An 18,524-nucleotide genomic window follows, 5' to 3' on the forward strand; every position below is an offset into this window, starting at 1 on the left:
GCCTCATAGATTTTCGAGTTGAGCTCTTACCATTCCTTGGCCGATGAGATCAGTGAATTGGTTGTAATTACCAGCTTCTTTTCTAAGTCGGCCAGCAACTATTGCTGGATGTATGTTGAGTTCCTTTGCCAATGCGTTGATGGTCTCTTTGCTTGGCTTCAAGTACGCATCGGTTCGCTTCCATAATGACCTCGGAATGAATGCGTCACGTGCGATACGATTGGCCTCTGACTCTCTTTTGTCGGTGCTTGCGTGTTCTAAGTCGTCCAGGATTGCTTCGTTTGTGTCGTCAATGTGCTTCCAGATGTGGACTAGTTCATGCACTAGGGTAAACCAGAAGTTGTCAATCCGGTCGTACCTGAGGGTAAGTGCGATTATCGGAGTTCCGTCGATCTCTTTAAGGGCCGCGCCGTCCAGCATAGTGCCCTTTAACTGTGGTTCAATAATCACAGCTATGCCATGATCCTTAAGTAGCGATACTGCCATTTTAGGGCCGTCCTCAAAACGACTGAGGTGCACGATTTGCTTGATTAAAGAATCGCCAATCTTAGCTCTGTCATATGGTGGCAGCTCGCTTTTTATTTCGCGCGTTTTTTGGATTACTCTAGCAAGCCAGGCGTATAAGGCATAAGTTGTGGTGGGCGTAGGCGAGTCTCCGGCAAGTGTGCGGCGAAAAGAGGCCCCGCTTTCTTGTAGTCCCATGTCGGAAATGAAACCTTGGACTATTTCCTCTACAGTCTTCTTAGCCTTGCTGGTTATGTTGTCAATCCAGCCTCTAGCGACCATTTCTTTGATCGGAAATTTTGACCAGTCTACATTTTGTTTTTTATTATTGCCTTCGACTTCGTCAAGACCAATCAATGTGTCAGCGGAGATGCCGAGACCGACAGCAAGAGCTCGTATCATAGGGACTGTAAGTGGGCGCTTCCTAGCCAAGACCTCTGAAACTCGGCTCCTAGTGCCGAAGTAGGGTACTAAATCGGCTTGCTTAAGCCCCTTCTCGGTCATGCGAAACAAAATTGCATCAATAGGGTCTGGAGCCTCGACCGGATATTTTTGCTTCTCGTAATCTTCGATCAGCATCGAAAGTAATTCGAGCCTATCACTCTCCTCAGAGCCTAGTTTTGGAGAGGAAATTATCAGCGAATGCACTTCATTGAAGTATTCGAGGTACTGTTCCTCTGTTTTGATAATTTTCGGGCTCAACGTAATCATATTTTTTTCACTATAGCAGTGATGATTGCAATTCCTTGGGCAAAAGCAACCTTCAACTCTAAAAACTTGCCCGAGTCGCAGACAGAGAACAGAAAAGTATCTTCGGTAGTAGCAAGAGCACTCGGGAACTGCTCCAGCAGTTCCGATGGGATTTTCCAGCTTGCATGGTCGATTTCACTCACCCACACGCCAATCCACTTGCGGATGTGCTCGCTCTCTCCCAGCAGAATGGGTAATTTTTCTCTACCAAGCAATCTCATGATCGTAGCTTTGTTCCCAATTTGGGAACAAGGTATCTGAGCATTGGTTGTACGTCAATGGGGTGTTCCCAAATCGTGAACACCTCGTTTGGTAGCAGGAAGGTGTCGATGCCGAGAACCCGTTCCTGACTCACAGAACTCGCGGTGTTCAGCCCCATTCGGCGGAGATGCCTGTATCTGTGCATCAGGTGCATCCTCAAAGGTATTTTTTGAATGTCGCTGAGGTGAGGGCGACCATACAGCCCAGAAGAGTCGCGCATGGCAGTAACACCCAGTTGGGATTCAGCGAGCATGGTAGGGATAGGTAGATCACCCAAGGGCTGACTATAAGCGGCAAGAGTGTCCGCTTCGCTCGGTGGTACACGAAGCTGCTTTCGCGGCCTGCTCCGAACTTGCGCAGGTCACGGCGCATCAACCCATCGACCGCACCGGTGATTACAGCCAGCAAAAACAGCGGGGTGGCCAGGGTCAAAACGGCTAGCCTCACCACGAAAGTAAAGACCGTGAACAGAGCCGCCAACAGGTAGTCCTGCATCACAACGTAGACCTGCGCGAACTGCCCCTGCATTGACGCTTCTCGACTGAGCAGTTTCAGCTGTGCGTCGGAATGCGCCCATCCAGAGCGCACTACGACCCAGTTGTTGAGGTGTTCGAGGACCTTGGCGGTCGCTTGCGCCGGTTCTTGCACGAGCAGCGAATTCTTGAAGTGATTGCTTAGCCAGCCGAGCTCACTCAGCCACATGGCGTGGCTGTGATGCCAGCCCTGCTCGGGCCAGAACCAGAGCATGCCCACGAACTCCAGCACGATGGAGAAGATCAGCGAAGCGAAGAGCAGGCCGAGTAGCCGCAGACACAGCTCGAGCATGCCGAAGATGAGCCCCGGACTTCGCTGCGGGGGAGTTGGGCTGGCTGGGGTGGTCGACATATAGGCTCCAGAGTATCCGGTTGCACAAGGCGTGCTCATCAGGAGTGCCTGCGCCCTGGTGGAGGCATCTCGGGATCAAAATCGACTGTCGGCGCACCGCCAGCGCTGCTCCACCAACTCCCCGTATTGGCGTTGTAGGACTCGCGCATGCGCGCGGCCAGGGTCTGCAGGTCTGCCGGCATTTGGTCGTCACTGCCGGGTTTGGGCAGTGGCATACGCACTTTCCATAGCTGTCCGCCTTCCTGGAACGAGAACATCTGCCCCTTGGGCAAGGCGATGATGTGCGCCGGCTCGATCAGTGGTACGGCGGCGGTGGTAACCCGGTCCTGCGAGGACGAGGTGAAGTCAGTGTGGGCATCAGGATCGGCGGTGTCCGTCGCGCCGGAGACCAGGGTGCGGGTCTGCACGTTGACCTTGGGCAGTTGGTTGGTCAGCAGTTCTGCGGTGGCGGTCTCCCGTACCCGCAGCATCTGCAGGGTGTTGAAGTTGCCAATGACCTGGCCGGCCTTGGCCCGGTTGCCGATCCGAGCCTCGATGTCGCTCAAGGTCTGGGTGTAGGCAGTGACCTGGATACCGGCGCCGCCACCTTTGTTGATCAGCGGAATGAACTCGTCGCCCATCAGTTCGTTGAATTCGTCGGCGTGCAAGTTGATCGGCACCTTGTCCGCGGCGCTGGAGGAGCCTGGCAGCCCGTGGTCAATGCCGTGCTTGTAGATATGGCCGGCGACGGAGACCAGGTCGGCAAACATCGAGTTGCCGACGGCAGCCGCCACCTCGGCATCGGACAGCGCATCCAGGCCAACATACACGATGCCGCGTTTGCGGATGATCTGCAGCCAATCGAAGATCGGCCGTGGATCCTCCAGGTCGGAGTAGTTGGGGGCGAGCAGTTGCGCGGTCTTGCCGCTCGTGAGTTTTTCCAGCAGCGGCAGCAGCGAAGCCACGATCTTGTCGAAGTAGGTGCGGTCGTAGCGCACCGCCGAGCGCAGGCCGTCCATCACCGGATCGAAGATGCGCTTGGCGGTCAGGTACTGCTCGATGGCGACCACGCGTTTTTCTCGGCCGATCATGTGCCGCGGGATGTTCTTTTCGTTCAGGCGACCTTCGATCAGCACGATTGCTTCCCAGGCCTGCGGATCATGGCGGGCGAAGAAGTGCTGAGCGTACTCGATGAACAGCGCATCGATGTTCACCACATGCCGCTGGATCTGCAGGTAGTCAGGGCGCCGGCCGAGCTCGATCAACGCGCGGGCGATGATGTTGACGAAGCGCCAGGCGAACTCGCGAAACGCCGCCGAGTTGCCTTCGCCGCTCAGTTGGCCGGCGATGCGGGTGGCGACTTCGGAAATGCGGCCGAAGCGGCCGATGGCGTTGTAGCGGGCGGATATCTCCGGCCAGCCCAGGTGGAACACGTAGAACTCGTGCTCACGGCCGGCGCGGCGCGCTTCGACGTATATGCGCTTGAGCAGGTCAGCATCGCCCTTGGGGTCGAAGACGATGACTACTTCCTGGCTCGGCCGGTGGATATCCTGAGTGATGTACACCTCGGCCAGGCGTGTCTTGCCGACTCGCGTGGTGCCTAGCACCAGGGTATGCCCGACGCGCTCGCCCAGCGGCAAGCTGGCTTCCTGCTCCTTTGGCTCGACGCCGTGCAGCAGTGGCGAGCCGCCCACCGGCGGCAGTGGCCGCACCGGGTTGAATGGGCTGTCCCAGGCGGTCAGGCGGGGCAGCAGTGACAGCCAAGGTGGGGCCTTCTCCAGCAAGTGTTCCATCCGCCGCGCCCACTGGTGAGCGGCCGATTGGTTGACATAGCGGGCCAGCGCCGGGTCCTGCGCCTCGAGCAGGCGCTGGGTGTGCAGGCGAGTCCAGCGAAAGCCACGACCCATGAACAGGCGCTTGCCGCTTACCGGAATCTGCCGACTGGTCAGCGAGTAGCGCGGCAGGCGGCGGATATTGCGCCGATAGCGCAGGACGATCCGCGCCTCGTTGAGCCGCTTCAGGCCGAATGCGGTATAGGCCAGGGCCATGCCTGCCCCTACCTCGGGCGACAGGGCTACCGCCCAGGGCGAATGCAGGCACAGGGCGCCGGCGCCGGCGCAGATGCCCACGGTGTACAACTCCACCGCAGGGCGCAGCAATGACTCCATCGCATGTTCGCCCATGAGCCACCCTCACTGTTCCAGGCCGGTGGGCGTGATCAGCACCGGGTAGTGCTGCAGTTCCAGGCGCTCGGCGATGTCGTCGCCACTCACCGGCCAGATGTCCACCCCCGGGGCTGCCGCTTGGATGCGGCGCAACGCCGGGGTGTTGGCCACTTCAACAGCCAGGCCGCTGGCGCCCAACTCCTGCAGCTTCTGTGCATGCTGGGCCAACCATTCCAGAGAGGCGGCGTCGTGCCCGACCAGGAACAGCGGCGTCAACCCGGGCAGCTTCAATGTCCTTGGCGACACGGCACCGGGTGACAGGCGTGTGCTGTGTACGGGCAGGGCCCACGTCAGCGCGCGGGGATCGGGCAACTGGCTGGGGGCCGCGAGCGCGCCAACCGTCCACCAGAGACAAATACACAGCGTTACCCAGCACCGACAGTTCATGGCTGCGGCCCTCTCGGAGACGCCACGACCGCTTGTACACGCTGCCAGTGCTGGCTGAACTTGCGGCGGTAGCGCGCTGCAGGTTTACCGCCGGTAGGGCGGTGATAGCGGCCCGCCGCCATGACCCAGTCACCGCTGTCGGCGTAGTGGGCGCGCAGCAGCTCTGCCGTCACGGCCAGGTTGGCGCGAGGATCGAGAGCCTCGCAGGCGCTGTGGTAGCGGTCCGGGTGGTAGCCGAGATTGGTCTGGCCCAGCCCGACATCGATGCGCTTGGGATCGTGACGGATCAGCGCCTGTTTGAGTGCGGCACACGCCTCATCACGGCGGGCGAAACGCTGCGGCGTACCAGCAACATTCAGGGTCCAAGGCCAAGGCATGAGGTGACCTCGCAGCGGCGTGCCGCTCTCTTGGAGGGCGATGGCGAACAGCACGGAGGCGGGGATGCCGGCGCGTGCGGCAGCCAGTTGATACGCCGGCGGCGGCAGCGCGTCGGCGTGAACGGCCGTGGCGCAGGTCAAGGCCAGCGCCAGGATCAGTCGATGCGCTGCCATTTCCCGTCCACCTGCTGGTAGCGTGTGGGTAAGGGGCGGCTGGCGCCCAGGGCGAACCAGCGGCCACGGTCATGGTTGAGAGTGACCTGGCCACTGCTGACCTGGGCGGGGGTAATGCCCGCGCCCCGAGCCCACCGGCGTAGACGCGTATCGTCACCTTGGCTGCCGACCAGGTACACATCGAGGTGCGCGCCGCCACGAAGCCATTGCTGAGTGTTGGCGACACAGGGCGGGCAGCGTTCCTCCACAAACAGGGCAAAGCGGCCAGCGGGGGTAGGCGCTGGATCGTCGGCCATGCCCTGCACGGGCAGCATGCCCGGGAACAGTCGTGCCCAGGCGGCGGTGTAGGCCTTCTGGTAGGCCAACTCGCGCTCGGCGCGCTTGGCCTCGAGACGGACCTGTAGCTCGGCGTAGCGTTGCCGTTCCTGGTCCGAGTCGGTTTCCACGCCGAGGGTGGTGAGCGGGTCGAGCTGCGGCGACCAGTAGTGGCGGGGCCCAGCCTGCAAGCGCTCGAACTCGGCCCACTCATCCTCCGTCAGCCCCCAGGCCTTGGCCCGAGCCGCGTCGGATGCCTGCCGACCCAGTGGCATCTGTTCGCTGAACTGCGAAGCCGAGTCGATCAGTTTTGGCGCGGTCCACGCCAGTCCTGCGAATAGACAGGCGGGGAGCAGGATGAGCGAAAGGCGGGAGCACCTAGCCATAAGCACCTCGTCACGGCAGGGGCAGTGTGTGGTCGCCCTGTCCGGGGACATGGAACACCACCTGGTTCGTGCGGATCGCGCGCAGCTGCCAGCTGTTCAAGCTGTCGCCAGGCTGTAGCAAGTGCACGGTCGTCAGCGAATGCGCACCTTTGGGCAGGGCTGCCACGAACCTGACGTCACCTCGGGTCTCGATACCCAGCAGGGTAAAGGGCGGGGCCAGAGGCTTGGCCTTGGCTTTTGCACTGGTGAAGGACTTTACCTGTGCGTTGGTGGCCGCGGGCACAGAAGGGAGGGTCGACAGTTTCTCGAGCTTGGCTTCTGCCGTGGCCAGCCGATGTTCCAGTGCCGTCAGATCGCTGCTGCTCGGACCTGGCGGTGCTGCCTGGAGCGTCTTGAGCGAGGTGGCCAGTTCATCCTGCTGCTGACCGAGGGTGACCTGCGCCGCGGTGTGTCGACTTTGCGCCTCGCTCAGCGCGACTACCTGCGGCTGCAGCGTCGTGAGCTTGGAGGACAAAGCATCGATATCGCGGCGCAGGGCTGGCGCTGGATCCGCCGGGGCATTACGGGCCGCGGCTTGAAGTTCGGCCAACTGCTGGTGATGGTTGTACGTTTCGGCGGCGAGCACCGCAGCGCCCAGGCACAGGGCACCGACCACCAAGGCCTGAAAATGGAGGACCTTCATGGCGTGAGCTCCAGGGTCGAAAAGGGGGCAGCGGGCGATGGCACGCGCAGGGCGTAGCACACGGTCCGATCAACTGGATCGATGTCGAGTTGCCAGGCCGGGCCGCCGATGATGGTCAGGGCGTCCAGCAGCGAGATAGGTCCGAGCTGGTGCTGTACCGCGGGCAGAGGGCGACGGAACAAGCGATCCACCGCTGGGCTGTCGGCACACAGCGCGAAGCCCGAGCGGTGCAGCACGTGGCGCAGGGCTTCACCGACGGTGGCATGCAGGGCTGGCGCGATCTGCACGTTGACCAGTTGATACAGCGGTTGGCGCTGCTCCAGCGTGGGCCGGGTGGTGACGAGTGTGTAGCGGTCTTGGCGGACCCAGGCCGGAAGCGGGGTTTTCGGCTGCGGCGATACCGCCGGCAAGGCGGGTGGTGCCGTGGGGGCCGGGGCCGGCGGCGGTGTGCTACAGCCGGCCAGGACGGCCATCACGCCGATAGTGGGAAGTAGGGATGTTTGCATGACTGGGTCTCGACGAATGTTGCCGATACCATGGCGAAGACACGAGGCGAGTCCCCACTGGAAAACCGAATCCGGCGAGCCAGCTTTTCTGTCGGGCATCATAAAAAAGGCGCCCGGGAGGGCGCCTTGGTCATTCTTCGGTGAATAGCGGTAGTTCCCAGAGAGGTGCCGCGTCAGGATCAAAGATCAACAGGCGGATGTCCGCCTGGCCTGCCAGTAGGAGCAGCTTGAGTAACACCGGAGGGACACGGTCAGCGAGCATCCGCGCACTGACCTCGTCGGCGCTGCAGCTGCTGCCGCCGGCTTTAATGTCTGCGACCCAAGGCGTCGAATACAGCTTGCAGCCGACGGCATGGCTGACGTTGAGTTCGAAGCACTCGAAGAAGCTCGCCGGTGAATTGCACCAAGCGCACACCTGCAGGTACTCGAAGTCGTCTGCGGGCAGGTGGGCGCTGCTGATTTCCCAGCTGCGGCTGTAGTGCCCGGTGGCAAAGGACAGTTGTTCGATCAGGTTTTGCGCAGCTTCCACGTTGACGAGGTCGCCGATATGCATCGAGCGTCCGAGCTGACTACCCAGTATCTGGTAGAGCACGGTATTCACCAGGCCGTCGGCCGGGCAGCGCATGCGCAGAAACTCGGGTACGCATACACCATCGGTGATCACCGCGACGTCGTCATCGAACAGGCACGGCTGCAGGTTGATGGCTTCATTGGGCAGCTCGTTCTGAGCCGGGTGCAGCGCGCGGTAGCATGGAGGGCAATCGTCGGCATAGCTGATCTGCAGGACACGCTCGTAGCGCAAGTCTTGGAAACCGCGAAGAAACGGATTGGTATGGGAAGGATGCATGGTGGTTCTCCGAAAGTGCCGAGGCCACCCCGAACGGGCGGTGACCTCATGGGCAACGTGGGCTGTCACATCCAGCCGTACTCGGCCAACGAAAGCGGAGTGCCTTCGCCGACGATGATGTGGTCCAGGACGCGCACCTCGACCAAGGCCAAAGCCTCGGTCAGGCGGGTGGTGAGTACCCGATCGGCGCCGCTCGGTTCAGAGCAGCCGGAGGGGTGGTTGTGGCTGAAGATCACGGCGGCGGCATTGTGTTCGAGTGCCTTGATCACCACCTGGCGTGGATACACGGAGGCACCGTCAATGCTGCCGGTGAAGAGGATGTCGAAGCTCAACACACGGTGGCGCGAGTCGAGGCAGAGCAAGGCAAACACCTCGTGGTGGTAAGGGGCGAGTTGCAGTTTCAAGTAGGCTGCGGCATCGGCGGGGGTTATCAGCACCTCGCCGCGCTGGAAGTGACGTTGGTCCAGCAGCTGCAGGGCCTCGGTGATCAGCGCATCCTCACGGGCGCGTTGGGCCAGTACCGAATCGAGCGGGTCAACCAGGTTCAAGGCGGTGTTCATGGGCAATTCCTCGTGGCAGATGGAGCGCCCCGTGGGGGAGTGCCCCAGGCTGGTTTAAGTGCGTGATCAAAGGCGCGTGAAGCGATGTCGCGTGCCATGCAGCGGGCTTTGGCAGCCCTCGCACGGTTGCATCGAGAAGGCCTCGATACCGGCGCCGGTCTGCGGGTCGAAATCGGCGCTCAGCGGTAGCAGGGTTTGCAGTTGGGCGGGCATGTGGATGATGCGTTGCTCGACTTCAGCCTCGCTGTAGTACAACGACAGCGCGCTGAAATCGTCGTAGGCGACCGCCTGCAGGCAGTCTTCGCAGAGCCAGAAGCTTTCCATGGCGACCTCCGACGTGAATGAACAACAGGCGCTCATAAGAGCGCCTGCTGCGGGCGGTCAACCTGCCTCAAGCAGATTGGCGTGCGGCGGTGGATTTGCGTGCAGCGGGTGGAGTTGGCTGGCCTTGGCCAGTGTCACCGTCCACCTGTTCCGACTCTGCTGATTCAGCAGCCTCAGGGGCGGCGGCGTCGGTGCGCGCTGGCGCACGGTAGCTGAATTGGCCATCGACTTTGATCCACTCGATGAAGATCAGTCGGCCTTTGAGGCTGGCGCCGGGTTGCCCCTTGCGTTCGCCTTTCTCGTACATGAACGGATCGACCCAGAGGTCGCCGATGCGAAACGCGATAAGGACCTTGCGTTCAGCGCGGACGTCTTCCAGGTGTTCACGGATCAGCCGGTCGGCTTCACCGCTGGCGACCTTGCAGTCGAAGCGGGTGTACTCAACGTCGTCCGAGGCACCGTGCAAGGCAGCGATGTCACAGGCCATGAACGCTTGGCCGCGGCGAACCGGGACTTCGCGAACACGGTTCAGGTAACCGATGCCTTGGGTGTGCAGGTTGAAGTAGGTGGTGGGGGCGTTATTGCTTGCAGTCGTCATGATGGAGCTCCTGTTCAGCAGAAACGCGGACATCCACCGGCCCTGGCGGCTGGTGAGTTCCGCAAGGGGAGGTGCAAACACATGATCGGTCGAGAAGGCGCTCATCACCGATGGGACGGTGACCGTGCGAGCTGCCGAGCGCGAGTCGCACTTTGGGTAAGAACCACCCGATATGGGCGTAGCCTTGAAGGTCCTGGCTACCTGGGTGCTGTCAACGACAGCGAGGTGCAGCTCATCTATAAAACGCTGCAAAAGGCCCGTCAACCGTGGTCTGCAGGCGGTCTGGGCGGGCGGAATCGGGTGGCTTTCGGTGGATTGTCGGCGACGAAAAAATAGCCCGACGGTCATCAGGCTAGGAGGAGTTGGACCACCCTTGACCCGGCGATGTGGCACCGGAGTCCGTCGCAGACCTCCACTGCCGATCCATCTGGATCAACCGACCCTTGTCGTGGCCTGGGTCGGAATCAACTGGCACGCATCCGCGTACAAAAGGTGCCCAGTGTTTCGCCGGCGGGCACCGGAGCTGAGCATCGTCGCCGAAGCGGATGACCCCTGAGGCCTGATGCAAGCCGCACGGGTCATCCACCTGGAAGACTTGCAACGCTGAGAAGTCATCCGCAGATGCGCTGAAGTGTGGCTCCGAACTCTAGGAGTCTGACCGAGCTGCCCGGAGCGAATCGGTCTTGGTCGCCAAGCGGCGAGAGGCCAGATCACTACACCAGCGCTATGGTGTGCCGTCAAGTCATGCGTTTTTCGCCCGCTTGGGCTTCGCCACCGGTTTGGTGCCCTTGCATTCGGGGTAGCGGTTGCAAGACCAGAAACTGCCGGTGCGGCCTTTGCGCTGGCGCATGGTGCTGCGGCAAACCGGGCAGAACGGCCCCTTGCTGGGGTGCGGGCGCAGGGTGAGTGTGGCGTTACTGCGCACCAAGCGGGTCAGCCACTCTGCCTGCTTGGCGAGAAAGGCCTCGACGCTCAGCTGGCCCGATTCGATGCGGTCCAGCGCCTGCTCCCACAGCGCGGTCATGACCGGATCGGCCACCTCCGGCGGCACCGCTTCGATCAAGGTATGCGCCGCAGCTGAGGCAGCTAGGCTGCGTTTCTTCTTGGTCAGGTAACCGTGATCGATCAGCCCCTGAATGATAGCCGCGCGAGTGGCCTCGGTACCGAGCCCGCAGCTGTCCTTGAGCTTCTGCTTCAGGCGCGGATCGGCCACCTGGTTGGCGATGGTTTTCATCGCTTTGACCAGCGTGCCCTCGGTGTAGGCCTTGGGCGGCTGCGTGCGCTGTGCGTTGAGCATGGCGTCGATCAGCGCCACCGTCGCGGATTCACGCAATGTGGGCAATCGCTGCGCCTGTTCGGCCGGCTCGGTGCCGTCGGCCTCGTTGATGACTGCCTTCCAGCCGCGGACCAGGATCTGCTTGCCGCGCGCCACCAGTTGATCTGCCTGGCTGTGCAGCAGCGCCTGGGTTTTCAGGTACTCGTGCTCGGGCATGAACTGCGCGAGGTAGCGTGCGCGAATCAGCGTGTACACCGCCCGCTCGCGCTCGGAGAGCTGCGCCAAATCCAGCGTGACGGCGGTGGGAATGATGCCGTGGTGCGCGGTGATCTTGCTGCTGTTCCAGGCGCGTGAGCGGCGGCTGGGGTCAACCTCTTTCAGAACTGCCCCCAACGAGGGTGCAGCGGCGAGGGCGTGGAGCACGCGTGGGACTTCATCGAGCATGCTCTCCGGCAAGTAGCCGCAATCGCTTCTCGGGTAGGTCGTCACCTTGTGGGTCTCGTACAGGGCCTGGGCAGTGGCCAGGGTCTCCTGTGCACCCAGTCCGAGCTTGGCCGAGCAGATCTCCTGCAGCGTGCCCAGGTCGAACGGTAGCGGCGGGCCTTCGCGCACGTGCTCGACTTTGACATTGTCGATCTCGGCGGTGCCGGCTTGAATGAGGCGTCTCAGCGCCTGCTGTGCGGCGGTTTCGTCAATACAGCGTCCAACCGCATCGCTGACCGCGGCCGGGGGCTGCCAGCGCGCTTGAAAGCGGATCCCGTCCTGCTCCATGTGAGCATCGACGGACCAGAATGGCTGTGGCGCAAAGCTGGCGATCGCCCGGTCGCGCTCGACCACCAGGCGCAGGGTGGGCGTCTGCACACGTCCCACCGGCAGCAGGCCATCGAAACCGGCGCGGCGGCCGAGCAGGGTGAACAGCCGGCTCAGGTTGATGCCGACCAGCCAGTCGGCACGGGAGCGAGCGAGGGCGCAGTGGTACAGCGACAACGTCTGCTCTCCCGGGCGCATGGCGCTCAAAGCCCGGCGGATCGACGCTTCATCCAGCGCGGACAGCCACAGGCGCAAAATCGGCCCCTGGTACTGGCAGCGCTCGAGAATCTCCCGGGCGATCATCTCGCCTTCGCGGTCGGCGTCGGTGGCGATGACCACCTCGCTGCAGGTGCGCAGCAGTTGGCTGATCACCTTGAGCTGGCCAGCGACCTTGGGCTTGGCTACCAGTTGCCAGCGGCTGGGGATGATCGGCAAGTCTTCCAGTGACCAGCGCTTGTAATCGCCATAGGTCTCAGGCGGCGCGGTCTCCAGCAGATGACCGACGCACCAGGTGACGGTAATATTCGGCCCTTTCAGGCAGCCATCACCGCGGCGGCTGGCCTGCAGCACCTGGGCGATGTCGCGGGCTTGGGATGGTTTTTCGCAGATGAACAGGCGCATGCGCGGGCCCTCTCGGTGGGTACCGACAGGGTGAGGGTGTTATCGCGGAAGGCCAGGGTAAATCCGAAGGTGCCGCGTTCATATCGGCGGAGGTGCATCACTTGCGTTGCGCGAGATGGCTCGCCAGCGCTTTCAGAGATTCCAGGGCGAATTGCTTATCCGCATCATCGAGCTCCTTGATGATCGAATTAATCTGCACGCCTAAGTCCTGCGGCCGAGGGCTGATCGCGAGCAGCAGTTCATCGGCCGGGCAGCCATACAAGTCGGCCAATTGCAGCAGCTTGGAAACCGAGAGTTCAACGAAGCCTCGTTCCAAGCGCGACACCGCTTCGCCAGAAATCTGCAGATGCTCGCCGACCTGTGTCTGGGTCAAGTGCCGGGCACGGCGATACTTCGCCAACTGGCGACCAATGTGATGTGGACTAGGCTCTTTCACGGGCAATGGGGGCGCTCTTCAATTCGACCTATATGGTCGAACAGCACCCCAAAGATATGAACGACTCAAAAGGTTGACTAACAACCCGATGAGGCGTATCACCGAAAAAAATATGGATGTCTCGACCGTCATCACGGAGGCAACAAACTTGCACGTATCCCACCAGAGTGAGGCAGATGCGTTAGCGATCAAGGCCTACGAGCTATTCATGGCCACCCATCTGGAACCGGACAAGGAGCAGGCTCGGGCCCGGCTAGTCGCCTGGGTTCAGGAGAGTCCGCTGCACTGGCGGGCATTCCTTGCCCTGGACCAGTACTTGGCGGAAGTGAAGCAAATGCTGGAGCATGAGCGGCGCAAGAGCGCCCGGCGAGAGTGAGTCAAGCGGCAGCAGCCGGTGTTGCCCGCTGAGCTGCCTGTACGGCTCCAGTGATATCGCGCTGCGGGCGGCGATTCCACTGAGTACCACGCACTTATCCGGATTTGCGTGACGCTTTCTTGCCTCCCCCCTTGCGCGAATTGCTCGCGTTGTCGCTGGCTTTCTCGCGCATGGTCACCGAGGCCACGCGGTGCGGCAGGATACCGATGCGCCGCGCCTCCACCTTGAACGTCACGCGGGCGTTGTCCTCGCTGTCCTCCCATTCCTCCTTGACCGTGCGCCCCTCGACCAGGACGCGCATGCCTTTCTGGTACAGCGTGGCCCAGTGCTCGGCGTCGCGGTTCCAGAGCTCGACGGGCGCCCAATAGCCACCGCGGTCCTCGTAGCCGCCTTCGCGTGGTACCGGGTTGTCGAAATAGACATTCAGCCGCAGCAGGCGGCGCGGCTCATCCGGGTTGGTGTTGAACTCCTGATACTCAGGAACGCTGCCGATGTTGCCTTCACCAACAAACAAAGTACTCATGCGGGTTACTCCTCGGTGGGGGAACGGGTCAGGGCGAGCTCGGCGGCCTCGAGCTTGCTGGCACCAGTGATGGCCTGGCGATACAACGACTGCAGGCTGCTCATCTGCAGGTTCAGCACCACACGGTTGGTCTCCAGCTGATACAACGCCTGCCGCAGTTCCGGGTGCAGGTGCGGCTGAACCATCGCCTCCTGCCATACCTCCACGCCCATGCGCAGAAAATCCGGGCTGCGCCAGCGCAGGAAATCAGTGCCCGTCGCGCTGTGCTGGACGACCAGGCGCAGGTCCAGCAACGAGAAGGGGGGCTGGGCCATGATCGCCAGCATCACCGCCATCAACTCGGCGACCTGGGTGCGCAGGCGCAGGATCGTCTCGGCGAACTGCTGCAGCTCCCCCTTACCCTTAAAAGGCTTTAAAAGGCCTTTTAGGGAGGCACCCTGTGCGAACTCGCGATAGGCATCGGCTGACAAACGCCGGGCAATGGCTTCCGCCAGGGTCATGCCTCACCCCCGTCGTTCGGGGTGTCGGCTGTGGGCTGCTCTTCGGCTTCCGGCGGATTCGGGCTTTCGATCTCGGCGTGCGCGTTACTGCGGGCGATCGGCGGGGCGAACTGAGAGCGGCGCGTCCCTTCGAGAATGTCCTGCGGCAGGACGCCGAACTTGTCGATGGCTTCGCGGGCGCGGGCGTTGTTGGCGGCCATGTCGTCGCGGCTCACCCCCGCCAGGCGGTAGCGCTGCGCCAGGCCAAACAGGCTGCGCAGCAGATGCGCCCCGCCATCGATCCAGGACTCCATGTCGCCCCGGCCGATCAGCGCTGTGTGGTGGGCGAGCAGTACCCGCCGGACCAGGGTGTCGTAGTCGGTAAGCAGGTAGATCGCCAGAAAGCCCAACTGGCTGCCGATGAACAGCGGCAGGGTGACGGGGTGGATATTGAGGTTGTCGCCGACATCGACTTGCGTGGGCAGGGCCCGTTCCACGCGGCTCATTTGCTGCGTCAGCGTGGCCATGTCGAGCCTGGCCTGCAGTAGCTTTTCCTCCAGCTGCAACATGAACCAGTCCGCGTACGGGTCGCCTTGGCTGCTGGCGTGTTTGAGCAGGTTGGTGACGCTGATGTAACCGGGCATGCCCAGGATCGGATGTACCCCGTCGCGACCGCTACGCCCCTGCCACAGCCGTGCCGCATGGTGGGTGTGCAGAGTGAGGGTGATGCTGCTGCGCAGGGAGCCCAGGTTGAGTTGGTAGTGATCGACCATCGCCAGTACCTCGCCGTCGGAATGACGCCGACGATGGGCCTAACCCTGACTGGCGACGCGAATCATCGCGAAGGTGGTGCGGTCACATTTCCAGAAGGGTGGACGTTGTTGGAATCTATGGCATTGGCATTATATCCACCGAGTTCCAGCCCTATGTCGCCGCAGTGATCCCCCGACAACGTTGTTTCAGTTCCTCCAGGCAGGAGAGGGCGAGTGGCGAGGCGGTGCGCTGACCGCCGCGCTTCGTTCGTTCGCGGGACGGCTCCTCCGACGCTGGCTTGGCTGGGCGTGAAGCAGGGTTTGAGGATTTCTCTTGCTCGGTACGCGCGGCCCAGAGAGTGAACTTGCCCTGGCAAGCGCGCTTGATCAAACCCATTAGATAGGCGACGGGTTTTCGGATCTCTCCGCGGGCGCAGCGCACCGCCGCTTCGTTGATTACCGCTTGTTGCTGTTCCGGCTCGAGCTGACGCATTGCCTGGGAGGCCATGCGCCGCTCGTTCGGGTTCAGCGGTAAATCTTCGGGCCACCGTGCTCGACCAAACTCTACCTGCCCCAGTACCGTACTTTTTTTGCTTTGGTTTTTCTGTACTGTACGGCCAGCGTCGGCATTCCGAACCATAGCCAAATCCGCTGTATTGCCGCAGGGTTCGGGATCTGTTGCGCCAGCCGGAGAATTCCGAACGGGGCCGTGTGCGCCAGGTTCGGAATCCTCTGTCTTTGTTTCAGCGTTCATCAGCGGCAGCGTTTGCTGTTGGACCGGTGGCAGCGAGCCGATCTTGTCCTTGTCGACTTGAGCGACTTGCGGGTCGGCCTGGATCTCGGCGATCACATGCCGCGCCACGTCTCGGACCCCTTTGGTGGCATGAGAGAGGTTCTGCTGCAGCAACGCCGCGTAGCCGCTATCCAGTTCCAACTGCTCGGCCGCGGTCAACGGATCGCCGTGCAGCACGTAGACGCAACCGCGCAGGCAGCCGTTGGCATCGCGTGAGCGTTCCACCAGGCTGAGCCAGCGAGTGGTGCGTAAAACGTTGAGTGCGCGGGCGATGGTTTCGCGCGAAGCCTGGGCGCCGCAGGGACTGGTCGCCAGGTAGGGCTGCAGGTCCTGATAGCGTGGCGTCTTGACCCTACGTTCGGTGATCAGCCAGCGCAGTACCTGCCAGGTGTTGCGCTCCAGTGGCGTCAGCCGCCGATCCAGCAGCAAGGTCTGCGGCAGCGGATTGTTGTCGCCGTAGTAGATCGTCCGCACCGCCGGCTCCTGGGTGGAAACAGCCAGTTTGCCGTTCGCCACATACCACTCATTTCGGCGCCTAAGGGCGTCGTAGCACTGACGCACCACGTCCTGCCAGTCGACCTCGTAAAAGCTCAGCATGGTGTGCCTCCATACAGTTCGATCTGTTGCCAGACCAGGGTCAGGCTGATGTGTTGTTCCTCGGCCAGCATCATCATGGTGTCCAGCGGATCGTTGTCCGGATCCTCCGTGCGCAACTGGCTCCAGCGATTCCACACCGCATGCTCTTGCGCTTCACTGAGCTGGACCGGCCGACCGCGGTGCGTCTCGATCTTCAGCACACGTCGGCGCAGCGCGGTTTCAGAGTGGTCCAGGCCGAAGCAGCGGTACATGATGTTGGAGCTCGCGCCCAACTTGAGAGCACGATTGATCAGCCGCTCGTTCTGTTCGTCGCGTTCGGCCTGAACGATCAGGCGGCGCAATACGGTGATGTCGACCTTCACCTCGACCCAGGCGATCGATGAGTGTGCCAGGTGGGACAAGGTGGTCGGCGGTAGCGACTGCAGCACCTCAATGTCTTCGTCGGCCAGGCCCAAGGCCTTACAGCGCTGCAGACGCCCATGGCGCAGCTCATGCAGCACTTGGTTTAGCATGGCATGGTTCAACAGATTGAAAGTCGTGCTCATGAGGTGGCTCCTCACGTTATCGAGTGGACGACAGCGTCAGTTCGATCAACTGGCGGGCGTGGCGGATCAGCGAGAACAGCTGCTCCAGCTGGGCATCAGGAAGTCGTTCAAGGCCCACCGTCAGGGCTGGACGGTCGGTGAAGGGCAGGTCGTAGACGCCGATCATCAGCTGACCAAACAGTGCAGCCGGCAACTGCTGACGTTCCTTCCAGGTCACGTCGTCCTGCAGGCGCAGCAGTGCCGAGAGCAGCAGCTGGATACCGGTGTGCCGCGAGCTGAGTCGCTCGCCATGCCCCGGTGAAAGCGTGAAGCCCAGTCCGTCCACGAGGGGGCTGACCATGTCGCCGGCGTCTGCGTAAGCGGCAAGGTCGGCGGCCAGGGCGGCGCAGCTCGCGCGCAAGGCGCTGATCTTTTCCAGTGACGCTGCGCCTGATGGCGCCGTGACGATCGGCGTCGGAACCTCCTCGACCTCTTCCAGAAGCTTCTCCGGTAATGGCTCGTCCCCCAACGCCTGGCGTATATCGGGCAGGCGTGGTGCTTGCGGCGCCGAGAGGCCTGCATCAGCTTTTGTCGGCTCGGGACTGGGTACCGCAGTCGGCGCTTCTGGCGGATGCACAGATGAAGGCGAGGGCTTTGCAAGCTCACCCGCTGAAGGGGTCGGAGGGGTATGAGTGCTGTCGGCTAGGGGCAGCGAGGGGCGTTGTTCCTGGTGCAGCTCCAGAGCCAACAGACGAGGTGTCTGCTCCAAGGACACGGACATCCTGGCAATCAATTCATCCTGCAGCTCACTCGAACTCAGTTCCGGCTTTTCACCGTCGAACGCTGACAGAACCTCGAACCACAACAGCGGGAATTGCTCAGGAGCACCTAAGTACCGATTCCAAATCGACTCCGCTCGCCGTCGCAAACTGATGAGGCGCACGATGCCAGATTTGCCCAGGCCCGCGTACAGCATCTGCGGGATGGCTGGGAGCAGATGTTCGAGCGCGTCGAACATGCGGCTGATGTGTGACTGTGAGATGGGATAGCCACCCTCACTCAAGCGCGTCGCGAGCTCGCGTTGGGTGAGGCGAGTGTCCGGGTATTGGAACATGTCCTGGAGCTTTGCCACGGCCAGAGCCCGTTCGATAAACGTCAATTGGCCGTGCAAGTCACTCTCGGCCAGGTGCCCGAGCAAGGCATGTGACTCCGATTGCCACGGACGGAACAGGCAATGGATACGGAAGAAGCGCTCTTCGCGCGTTTCCTGCCACAGTTCACCGAGGATGCTTAGACGCGTGTTACCGCCGTTGCGGATGATGAAGTGCGGCTCATCGGGACGGCGGGTGATCGCAGGTGGCTGATCCAGGCCACGCTCGCGGATTGAGGCCTTGATGTCGTCATAGAGCGGGTTGCGCACCACACGCGGGTTGAGCTCATATGGCCGCAGTTGCTCGAGACTAACCACAATCGGTGTATCGCCAACGGGGGCCACGGCGAGGTCGCGGTCGTGGTTTTGCGGAAAGTGCGCCTGTTGCAACTGACGCGTGATGTCTTCGGAGGTTGGTGGCTTCATC

22 protein-coding genes are annotated in these 18,524 nt (G+C 62.0%); 1 reads left to right on the top strand and 21 read right to left on the bottom strand.

What is annotated here, in order from left to right; translation table 11 throughout:
* Positions 1 to 3 precede the first annotated feature (3 nt).
* From AC07XM_RS15565 to AC07XM_RS15635, 15 genes are all read right to left on the bottom strand, one after another.
* Complete coding sequence (locus tag AC07XM_RS15565) at positions 4 to 1,215, bottom strand: ImmA/IrrE family metallo-endopeptidase (RefSeq protein ID WP_256596930.1); 1,212 nt, start codon at positions 1,213 to 1,215, stop codon at positions 4 to 6.
* Positions 1,212 to 1,475: a type II toxin-antitoxin system HigB family toxin gene (locus tag AC07XM_RS15570; protein WP_102689195.1), complete on the bottom strand. Its 264-nt coding sequence runs from the start codon at positions 1,473 to 1,475 to the stop codon at positions 1,212 to 1,214. The genes AC07XM_RS15565 and AC07XM_RS15570 overlap by 4 nt, the downstream gene beginning before the upstream one ends.
* A gap of 196 nt (positions 1,476 to 1,671) precedes the next feature.
* On the bottom strand, positions 1,672 to 2,400 hold the full coding sequence (locus AC07XM_RS15575; RefSeq protein ID WP_102689194.1) for a TIGR03747 family integrating conjugative element membrane protein: 729 nt from the start codon (positions 2,398 to 2,400) through the stop codon (positions 1,672 to 1,674).
* A 38-nt stretch (positions 2,401 to 2,438) separates the two neighbouring features.
* On the bottom strand, positions 2,439 to 4,562 hold the full coding sequence (gene traD / locus AC07XM_RS15580; protein WP_102689193.1) for a type IV conjugative transfer system coupling protein TraD: 2,124 nt from the start codon (positions 4,560 to 4,562) through the stop codon (positions 2,439 to 2,441).
* 9 nt (positions 4,563 to 4,571) lie between these two features.
* Positions 4,572 to 4,991, bottom strand: coding sequence for an integrating conjugative element protein (locus AC07XM_RS15585; protein ID WP_102689192.1), 420 nt, complete (start codon positions 4,989 to 4,991; stop codon positions 4,572 to 4,574).
* Positions 4,988 to 5,542, bottom strand: a complete 555-nt coding sequence (locus AC07XM_RS15590; RefSeq protein WP_102689191.1) for a lysozyme family protein — start codon at positions 5,540 to 5,542, stop codon at positions 4,988 to 4,990. The genes AC07XM_RS15585 and AC07XM_RS15590 overlap by 4 nt, the downstream gene beginning before the upstream one ends.
* The gene (locus AC07XM_RS15595; protein WP_102689190.1) at positions 5,524 to 6,243 is read right to left on the bottom strand and encodes a TIGR03759 family integrating conjugative element protein; all 720 of its coding nucleotides are present in this window, start codon (positions 6,241 to 6,243) and stop codon (positions 5,524 to 5,526) included. The genes AC07XM_RS15590 and AC07XM_RS15595 overlap by 19 nt, the downstream gene beginning before the upstream one ends.
* 10 nt (positions 6,244 to 6,253) lie before the next feature.
* A complete protein-coding gene (locus tag AC07XM_RS15600) occupies positions 6,254 to 6,925 on the bottom strand; it encodes a hypothetical protein (protein ID WP_102689189.1) in 672 nt (223 codons plus the stop codon).
* A complete protein-coding gene (gene pilL2, locus AC07XM_RS15605; RefSeq protein WP_172455948.1) occupies positions 6,922 to 7,431 on the bottom strand; it encodes a PFGI-1 class ICE element type IV pilus protein PilL2 in 510 nt (169 codons plus the stop codon). Before pilL2 ends, AC07XM_RS15600 begins: the two co-directional genes overlap by 4 nt.
* Positions 7,432 to 7,561: 130 nt before the next feature.
* Positions 7,562 to 8,278 carry a DUF5983 family protein gene (locus AC07XM_RS15610; RefSeq protein WP_102689188.1) on the bottom strand — a complete coding sequence of 239 codons (717 nt, stop codon included), beginning with the start codon at positions 8,276 to 8,278 and terminating at the stop codon, positions 7,562 to 7,564.
* Positions 8,279 to 8,343: 65 nt separating this feature from the next.
* Entirely contained in the window at positions 8,344 to 8,838 is a 495-nt protein-coding gene (locus AC07XM_RS15615) for a JAB domain-containing protein (RefSeq protein WP_102689187.1), read from the bottom strand.
* Positions 8,839 to 8,904: 66 nt separating this feature from the next.
* Positions 8,905 to 9,162, bottom strand: a complete 258-nt coding sequence (locus AC07XM_RS15620; protein ID WP_102689186.1) for a hypothetical protein — start codon at positions 9,160 to 9,162, stop codon at positions 8,905 to 8,907.
* Positions 9,163 to 9,229: 67 nt separating this feature from the next.
* On the bottom strand, positions 9,230 to 9,760 hold the full coding sequence (locus tag AC07XM_RS15625; protein WP_102689185.1) for an STY4534 family ICE replication protein: 531 nt from the start codon (positions 9,758 to 9,760) through the stop codon (positions 9,230 to 9,232).
* A 742-nt stretch (positions 9,761 to 10,502) separates the two neighbouring features.
* Positions 10,503 to 12,467: a DNA topoisomerase III gene (locus tag AC07XM_RS15630; protein WP_102689184.1), complete on the bottom strand. Its 1,965-nt coding sequence runs from the start codon at positions 12,465 to 12,467 to the stop codon at positions 10,503 to 10,505.
* Positions 12,468 to 12,564: 97 nt separating this feature from the next.
* The gene (locus AC07XM_RS15635; protein ID WP_102689183.1) at positions 12,565 to 12,909 is read right to left on the bottom strand and encodes a helix-turn-helix domain-containing protein; all 345 of its coding nucleotides are present in this window, start codon (positions 12,907 to 12,909) and stop codon (positions 12,565 to 12,567) included.
* Positions 12,910 to 13,051: 142 nt separating this feature from the next.
* On the opposite strand from AC07XM_RS15635, the gene AC07XM_RS15640 reads away from it, so the two are divergent.
* The gene (locus AC07XM_RS15640; protein ID WP_086974480.1) at positions 13,052 to 13,279 is read left to right on the top strand and encodes a hypothetical protein; all 228 of its coding nucleotides are present in this window, start codon (positions 13,052 to 13,054) and stop codon (positions 13,277 to 13,279) included.
* A gap of 94 nt (positions 13,280 to 13,373) precedes the next feature.
* Here AC07XM_RS15640 and AC07XM_RS15645 read toward each other — a convergent pair whose 3' ends face one another.
* The 6 genes from AC07XM_RS15645 to AC07XM_RS15670 form a co-directional block, all read right to left on the bottom strand.
* Complete coding sequence (locus tag AC07XM_RS15645) at positions 13,374 to 13,802, bottom strand: single-stranded DNA-binding protein (protein ID WP_102689182.1); 429 nt, start codon at positions 13,800 to 13,802, stop codon at positions 13,374 to 13,376.
* A 5-nt stretch (positions 13,803 to 13,807) separates the two neighbouring features.
* Complete coding sequence (locus tag AC07XM_RS15650; protein ID WP_102689181.1) at positions 13,808 to 14,302, bottom strand: DUF3158 family protein; 495 nt, start codon at positions 14,300 to 14,302, stop codon at positions 13,808 to 13,810.
* The gene (locus tag AC07XM_RS15655) at positions 14,299 to 15,054 is read right to left on the bottom strand and encodes a PFL_4669 family integrating conjugative element protein (RefSeq protein WP_102689180.1); all 756 of its coding nucleotides are present in this window, start codon (positions 15,052 to 15,054) and stop codon (positions 14,299 to 14,301) included. Before AC07XM_RS15655 ends, AC07XM_RS15650 begins: the two co-directional genes overlap by 4 nt.
* A gap of 151 nt (positions 15,055 to 15,205) precedes the next feature.
* Complete coding sequence (locus AC07XM_RS15660; protein ID WP_102689179.1) at positions 15,206 to 16,423, bottom strand: STY4528 family pathogenicity island replication protein; 1,218 nt, start codon at positions 16,421 to 16,423, stop codon at positions 15,206 to 15,208.
* The gene (locus AC07XM_RS15665; protein WP_019098991.1) at positions 16,417 to 16,968 is read right to left on the bottom strand and encodes a DUF2857 domain-containing protein; all 552 of its coding nucleotides are present in this window, start codon (positions 16,966 to 16,968) and stop codon (positions 16,417 to 16,419) included. The genes AC07XM_RS15660 and AC07XM_RS15665 overlap by 7 nt, the downstream gene beginning before the upstream one ends.
* Before the next feature lie 16 nt (positions 16,969 to 16,984).
* Positions 16,985 to 18,523 (bottom strand): ParB family protein, encoded by a 1,539-nt coding sequence (locus AC07XM_RS15670; protein ID WP_102689178.1) that lies wholly within the window; start codon positions 18,521 to 18,523, stop codon positions 16,985 to 16,987.
* Between the last annotated feature and the right edge of the window lies 1 nt (position 18,524).

The organism is Pseudomonas sp. GW460-LB5 (genome assembly GCF_059423245.1).

Coding starts and splice junctions, on each gene's coding strand:
- AC07XM_RS15565 (WP_256596930.1), bottom strand. CDS start 1,215: ATGATTACGTTGAGCCCGAAAATTATCAAAACAGAGGAACAGTACCTC.
- AC07XM_RS15570 (WP_102689195.1), bottom strand. CDS start 1,475: ATGAGATTGCTTGGTAGAGAAAAATTACCCATTCTGCTGGGAGAGAGC.
- AC07XM_RS15575 (WP_102689194.1), bottom strand. CDS start 2,400: ATGTCGACCACCCCAGCCAGCCCAACTCCCCCGCAGCGAAGTCCGGGG.
- traD (WP_102689193.1), bottom strand. CDS start 4,562: ATGGGCGAACATGCGATGGAGTCATTGCTGCGCCCTGCGGTGGAGTTG.
- AC07XM_RS15585 (WP_102689192.1), bottom strand. CDS start 4,991: ATGAACTGTCGGTGCTGGGTAACGCTGTGTATTTGTCTCTGGTGGACG.
- AC07XM_RS15590 (WP_102689191.1), bottom strand. CDS start 5,542: ATGGCAGCGCATCGACTGATCCTGGCGCTGGCCTTGACCTGCGCCACG.
- AC07XM_RS15595 (WP_102689190.1), bottom strand. CDS start 6,243: ATGGCTAGGTGCTCCCGCCTTTCGCTCATCCTGCTCCCCGCCTGTCTA.
- AC07XM_RS15600 (WP_102689189.1), bottom strand. CDS start 6,925: ATGAAGGTCCTCCATTTTCAGGCCTTGGTGGTCGGTGCCCTGTGCCTG.
- pilL2 (WP_172455948.1), bottom strand. CDS start 7,431: ATGCAAACATCCCTACTTCCCACTATCGGCGTGATGGCCGTCCTGGCC.
- AC07XM_RS15610 (WP_102689188.1), bottom strand. CDS start 8,278: ATGCATCCTTCCCATACCAATCCGTTTCTTCGCGGTTTCCAAGACTTG.
- AC07XM_RS15615 (WP_102689187.1), bottom strand. CDS start 8,838: ATGAACACCGCCTTGAACCTGGTTGACCCGCTCGATTCGGTACTGGCC.
- AC07XM_RS15620 (WP_102689186.1), bottom strand. CDS start 9,162: ATGGAAAGCTTCTGGCTCTGCGAAGACTGCCTGCAGGCGGTCGCCTAC.
- AC07XM_RS15625 (WP_102689185.1), bottom strand. CDS start 9,760: ATGACGACTGCAAGCAATAACGCCCCCACCACCTACTTCAACCTGCAC.
- AC07XM_RS15630 (WP_102689184.1), bottom strand. CDS start 12,467: ATGCGCCTGTTCATCTGCGAAAAACCATCCCAAGCCCGCGACATCGCC.
- AC07XM_RS15645 (WP_102689182.1), bottom strand. CDS start 13,802: ATGAGTACTTTGTTTGTTGGTGAAGGCAACATCGGCAGCGTTCCTGAG.
- AC07XM_RS15650 (WP_102689181.1), bottom strand. CDS start 14,302: ATGACCCTGGCGGAAGCCATTGCCCGGCGTTTGTCAGCCGATGCCTAT.
- AC07XM_RS15655 (WP_102689180.1), bottom strand. CDS start 15,054: ATGGTCGATCACTACCAACTCAACCTGGGCTCCCTGCGCAGCAGCATC.
- AC07XM_RS15660 (WP_102689179.1), bottom strand. CDS start 16,423: ATGCTGAGCTTTTACGAGGTCGACTGGCAGGACGTGGTGCGTCAGTGC.
- AC07XM_RS15665 (WP_019098991.1), bottom strand. CDS start 16,968: ATGAGCACGACTTTCAATCTGTTGAACCATGCCATGCTAAACCAAGTG.
- AC07XM_RS15670 (WP_102689178.1), bottom strand. CDS start 18,523: ATGAAGCCACCAACCTCCGAAGACATCACGCGTCAGTTGCAACAGGCG.